The following is a 5,282-nucleotide window of genomic DNA, read 5'->3' on the forward strand; positions in this document are numbered from 1 at the left end:
GAATTATTTATTGATATTCAGTGAATTATTTTTAGATCCAGTTGCATACAAGATTTGAAAAATAGTGATCAGAGGGTGTTTGAAAATGCCAGCAATCTAGCTGAAATGCTTCTCTATCGGCTTTTTTAGTAGAGGTACGCAACTATTCGTTTATGGCAAAGCCCCACAGCAGCAACTATGCCAGAGCGATCGCGCGTAGGCTATCTGAAAATATTCCTCATTCCTCAACTACATAACCCTGAGTGTTGACACTGAAGGTCATTTTCTGCGGCTGATGCGACAAACGCAGATCGAGATAGACTTGCTTAACCTCTGCGATCGCTGATAGTACGAAAACTTTAGCCCTAGCACCCTCCTTGAGCGTCTAACGATGGCAACTATGTTTGGCAGCCAGTTGATTCATGCTGACATAGCCAGAATCTTTGTGTTACAACTTAGCAGATCAATTTGATACATGGAGTGAGTGAATCAGATTTTGGGAATAATCCTCATAGTGTTTGAAAGCATCGTTTTGGTTAGGTTGACGCTATGAGAGCGCGATTTCTAGGGAAAAATCTGGTTTTTGGCTGTTTATCTCTTGTCTTTTGCTGCATTCTGTGGATTTTTTTCTCATTAATTCCAGTACACGCAACATCTACAGGGTCTATTGATACTCTGCGACAACAGCAGCAACAAATGAACCAGCAGCGTCAGAGTGTGGTTAAAGATCGCGATCGCTTAACAAATCTCCAACAAGAGGCCCAAAAACACCTCACCGGTTTAAAGCAAAATCTGCAAACTACAGATAGCTATCTTCAAGAGAGCGAATCTCGATTACAACTTGCCACCCAACGCCTCCAGCAGTTGGAAACTGATTTAGCTGTAGCACAACGTTCTTATGAAGAGCGGCAAATAGCAACAGTAGCAAGATTGCGTTATCTCCAGCGATCGCCTGCATCTGTTGGCTGGGCAGTTTTGCTCCAAAGTGAAAATATCAGCGATTTTATCAGTCGTCGTCATCAGTTGAAGTTAGTGTATCAGGCAGACGAGCAAATTTTGGTGAAACTCAACGCCCAAGCAAACCTGATAAATCAACAAAAAACGGGCATAGAACAACAAAAAAACGAAATTGCCTTAATTCGTGAGCAATTACTGGCACAAAAAGTCGGTTATCAAACTCAGGCGGAGTCACAATCAGAATTAATTCAGCGCCTCAATAGCGATCGCCTAGCCTTGGAAGCAGCGCAAAACCAGTTAGAGAGGGAATCAAAAAATCTGGAAGTCTTGATTCAAAAAAAGGTAGGAGAAGCCAGAGCAACAGAAGAGGCACAAACAAAAACCAACAGCCGAACTGCGATCGTTCGAGGAACCGGTGTAATGGCATATCCTAGCGACGCTTCTACTAGTAGTCCCTTCGGCTGGCGGGTACACCCCATCCTTGGCTATCGTCGTTTTCATGCTGGGTTAGATTTTGCCGCTAGCTATGGTAGTAAAATTCGGGCAGCCGATTCAGGCAGAGTAATTTTTGCTGGATGGTATGGTGGTTATGGTAGAGCCGTAATTATTGACCACGGCAATGGTATGACTACACTGTACGGACATACCAGCGAGTTGTATGTTTCCGAAGGACAAGCAGTTGAACGCGGACAAGCGATCGCTGCTGTGGGTTCCACAGGTTTCTCAACTGGCCCACACCTCCACTTTGAAGTCCGTCGGAATGGTACACCGGTAGACCCAGCTAATTATCTGTGAAAACCAAGTTTTTCTAGGCTGAGAACTTTATCATAGACGTGCTATAATAGTGGAGATTAAGGGCGCGTAGCTCAGTGGATAGAGCAACAGATTCCGGTTCTGTGGGTCGGGGGTTCAAATCCCTCCGCGCTCGTTTTTTATTTTCTATTGACAATTATTATCTCGGCTATATCTACTCAAGCAGATATGCTGATTCTGCCACAGCTATGCTTTCTTTGGTTAAGACTGGACGTGTTGATGTCAATCTTAATACCGTGGCTGGTTTATCTGAGCAAAACGTGATCGCTCTGCTTTGGTTTGAACAGTTAAAGTTTCTCAATCGACCTCAACGAGTTATTAAATCTAAATCAATAAAACCTATCGAAGAAAATCAAAGAGTCAGGAGTGATGCAAATAAGCACCCCTGACTCATTAATTCAAAGGTTGTACATTTACTTAAGTTTGAGTTAAAAATCAAAATAAAACGTCAAATGTGTTGGTATTTGCCGCATCCATTTAATCAGAATTTTGACGTTGCACAATAAAAGGATAGACTCTTGTTGGATGGTATATTGTCCGCGCAAAAAAGCAGGTACGGGCAATATGCCCATCCACAATAATTTTAAAATCATCCCGCGATCGCTATGAGTTAGGTAAGCTTTGAATGAAACGCAAGCAGAGATTGATGTGGTTGGTTTTAGCAATCGCACTTCTGTTAACTAGTATAATTCCGGTTAGGATTGCGATCGCTTTTTATCAAACCCCATTACCACAGGCTATTTTTGTGTTGGGGGGTGATGCTGAACGGATGAGGTTTGCGGCGCAATTTTGGCAGTCTCGGCAGAATTTAGATATTTGGGTTTCTGATTTTGCTTGGAATTTAGACGCTAATCGCCGGATATTTTTACAGTATGGTGTTGCTGAAGCTAAGTTGCATTTGGATGGTAGAGCAACGGATACTGTGACTAATTTCACGACTTTGGCGGGAGATTTTGCTCACCAGAGGTTACAGCATATTTATTTGATTACGTCAGATTATCATTTGAGGCGGGCAAGAGCGATCGCAACCATAGTTTTGGGTAGCCAGGGAACTGTGGTTACACCTGTGGCTGTAGCGTCTCAAAATCAGCCATCAGAATCATTGGTGCGGGTGTTGCGAGATTGTGGGCGATCGTTTTTGTGGATTTTCTTTGGAAGAACTGGATCTAGTTTGAATCCTAGACTAAATTCGGAGTAGCTTTTGTAAGATACTTTTTTGTGAGTATTCTTTTTCTAAAACTTGTTCATATATGGTTCTAGTTTCATTTATCATCTGCTCAACCGTAAATTCCTGCAAAAATTTTTGTCTACCCGCTTCACCCATTCTTTGACGAGTTTCAGGAGATTGAATAAGGGTTTTCAGTGCATCAGCAAGTGCTTGTACATCTTGACGTGGTACTAGGAAGCCTGTTTTACCGTGAACAACTTCTTCAGGAATACCATTGACACTAGTAGCGATAATCGGTAAACCAGCACGCATAGCTTCCAAAATACTGATGGGTAAACCTTCATAGTGTGTACTAAGGATAAAGATTTGAGACTGGGCTAACAAGTTAGGAACATCTGTACGATCGCCCAAAAAAGAAACCTGATCCGCAATTCCTAACGATTGCGCTAAAGTTTTACAGGCTTCTAATGATGAACCACTACCAACTAAATCAAGATGAATAGGATAGTTTGATAGTTGAGCGATTGCTTTTAGTAAAGTATATTGGTCTTTCTGTTCGTTAAAACGTGCCACCATAATTAATCTGGGTAAATCTTTAGCAGGATTAGCTATCGGAATAGGAGTATTAATATTGCTGATTCCATAACGAACAGTAACTAACGAGTTTTGATTACCAACACCAAGACTTAGGGCTAACTGGCGATCGCTTTCACTAACACAAATTATCTTTTTTGCTAGGGGAGCAGCCAACTTTTCACTAAGTAAAGCAATCCATCTACGAATGAGAGGATTTCCAGAACTAAATCCCCAACCGTGAGCAGTAAAAACTACAGGAACCTGATATTTACAACTTGCAAGACGGGCAACCAATCCTGCTTTACTGCTATGAGCATGAACTATATCTGGTTTAATTACATGAATTAATGATAAGCATTCCTGGATAGCACGATAGTCATTTAACAGATTAATAGGACGAACTAGGTTTGGAAACAAATGTACAGGTACATTAATTGCCTTTACAGATTCGGTCAATGGACCTTCAACTCTAGTTGCAAGATGTACATCGTAGTCTTGTTTAAAGCCCTTAATCAAGTCAATAATATTAGATTGGGCACCCCCAAGCTCAGACTGCGTGATCATATAAAGCAAAACTTTTTTAATAAACATTTAGGTTATATTTACTTTCAATTGCTAGAAAAATTTTGACAATCTATCATACTTTTTAGCATTGCTCCCGAATGAATGCTGCATTTAAGCAATATCTTGGAGAGCCTTCCAGGTTAGAGTACTAGTATGCTCCCACGTAAATGACTGGACTCGCTTCAATCCTTTTATACGCAGAGACTCTTGCATTGTGCTGCTTTCTACTATCTTTTGAATGCCCCAAGCAATTTCTTCTATATCGTATGGATTAATAATGATAGCTGCCTCACCTACTACTTCTGGTAGAGCAGTCAAATTAGAGGTAACGACAGGAGTTCCACAAGCCATTGCTTCCAAAGGTGGAATACCAAATCCTTCATAAAGTGAGGGATATACGAACGTAAGTGCCCCACTGTATAAAGCAGGTAAATACATATCATCAACACGACCAAGGTAAAGAGTCCGTGGTGGCATTTCCTCTTGAGAAATCTTGCCTGAGAAAGCAAGACCCTGCTCTCCAACAACTACTAACCAAACATCACTTAAGCGTGAGCATAGAATTTTCCAAGCTTCATACAGTCGCTGAAAATTTTTCCTTGGTGATATAGCAGAAAGCGCTAAGATATACGGTTGGTTAACACCTAGTCTTTGCAGCTTATCTTTTATCACTTCTTGCGATTGAGGCGAAAATCGAGTGTCAATTCCATGAGGAGTTACAAAAATTTTTTCTTTAGGTACTTTAAGGATTGATGAAATACGTTCTTTAGAAAATTCTGAAACTGTTAATATTCGAGGTAATTTAGGTATCAATTTAGGCCAGACAGTATTGTATAACAGGGTATATTTTTTACTATACCATTGAGGATATTCAAAAGAAGCCACATCATGAATAGTTAAAACTTGTTTAGAAACACAAATAGCTCCTAATCCACCTGGAGACCATAACAAATCTTTGTTGGAAATCATAGTTGGTAAAACTAATTGCTCCCATAGGTGTCCTCCCAAAAATTGGTTTACGACAAGAAAGTGCTGTAAATTAATATCATTAAAAGCTGAGATTGGTTGACCAGGAGCAACTAATTTAAGTCTTGGGAATCGCTTAATAACCTCATAAGCATAGCGTTGTATTCCAGTTAATGGTTGAGTAAGAGTTCTAGCATTAATTACTATTGATGACATAAATTACTTCACCTTTTTAATATAACCAAAAACTAACAAATAT

Annotated in this window: 5 protein-coding genes, 1 tRNA gene and 1 pseudogene; 5 read left to right on the forward strand and 2 right to left on the reverse strand. The window is 40.3% G+C overall.

Annotated elements, in window-relative coordinates; translation table 11 throughout:
* Nucleotides 1–125: 125 nt before the first annotated feature.
* The 5 genes and pseudogenes from GNF10_RS39140 to GNF10_RS34820 all read left to right on the forward strand — a co-directional run.
* Nucleotides 126–368, forward strand: a pseudogene (locus GNF10_RS39140) (tRNA-dihydrouridine synthase family protein); the annotation flags it as partial.
* Nucleotides 369–528: 160 nt separating this feature from the next.
* Nucleotides 529–1,731: a murein hydrolase activator EnvC gene (locus tag GNF10_RS34805; protein WP_185586277.1), complete on the forward strand. Its 1,203-nt coding sequence runs from the start codon at nt 529–531 to the stop codon at nt 1,729–1,731.
* 60 nt (nt 1,732–1,791) lie between these two features.
* Nucleotides 1,792–1,864: transfer RNA gene (locus tag GNF10_RS34810), tRNA-Arg, on the forward strand.
* Nucleotides 1,833–2,138 (forward strand): hypothetical protein, encoded by a 306-nt coding sequence (locus GNF10_RS34815; RefSeq protein ID WP_185586276.1) that lies wholly within the window; start codon nt 1,833–1,835, stop codon nt 2,136–2,138. The genes GNF10_RS34810 and GNF10_RS34815 overlap by 32 nt, the downstream gene beginning before the upstream one ends.
* 236 nt (nt 2,139–2,374) lie before the next feature.
* Nucleotides 2,375–2,947, forward strand: a complete 573-nt coding sequence (locus GNF10_RS34820; protein WP_185586275.1) for a YdcF family protein — start codon at nt 2,375–2,377, stop codon at nt 2,945–2,947.
* Here the strand turns inward: GNF10_RS34820 and GNF10_RS34825 are convergent.
* Together GNF10_RS34825 and GNF10_RS34830 are read right to left on the reverse strand one after the other, a co-directional pair.
* Nucleotides 2,933–4,084 (reverse strand): glycosyltransferase family 4 protein, encoded by a 1,152-nt coding sequence (locus GNF10_RS34825; protein WP_185607411.1) that lies wholly within the window; start codon nt 4,082–4,084, stop codon nt 2,933–2,935. The two genes, GNF10_RS34820 and GNF10_RS34825, sit on opposite strands and share 15 nt — an antisense overlap.
* Nucleotides 4,085–4,168: 84 nt before the next feature.
* Nucleotides 4,169–5,239, reverse strand: a complete 1,071-nt coding sequence (locus GNF10_RS34830) for a glycosyltransferase family 1 protein (RefSeq protein ID WP_185586273.1) — start codon at nt 5,237–5,239, stop codon at nt 4,169–4,171.
* Nucleotides 5,240–5,282: the final 43 nt, after the last annotated feature.

Source organism: Nostoc sp. UCD121, from assembly GCF_014222285.1.
Lineage (GTDB): Bacteria > Cyanobacteriota > Cyanobacteriia > Cyanobacteriales > Nostocaceae > Nostoc.

Excerpts from the sequence above, each read along its gene's own strand:
- GNF10_RS34805 (WP_185586277.1), top strand. The coding sequence starts at position 529 with ATGAGAGCGCGATTTCTAGGGAAAAATCTGGTTTTTGGCTGTTTATCT.
- GNF10_RS34820 (WP_185586275.1), top strand. The coding sequence starts at position 2,375 with ATGAAACGCAAGCAGAGATTGATGTGGTTGGTTTTAGCAATCGCACTT.
- GNF10_RS34825 (WP_185607411.1), bottom strand. The coding sequence starts at position 4,084 with ATGTTTATTAAAAAAGTTTTGCTTTATATGATCACGCAGTCTGAGCTT.
- GNF10_RS34830 (WP_185586273.1), bottom strand. The coding sequence starts at position 5,239 with ATGTCATCAATAGTAATTAATGCTAGAACTCTTACTCAACCATTAACT.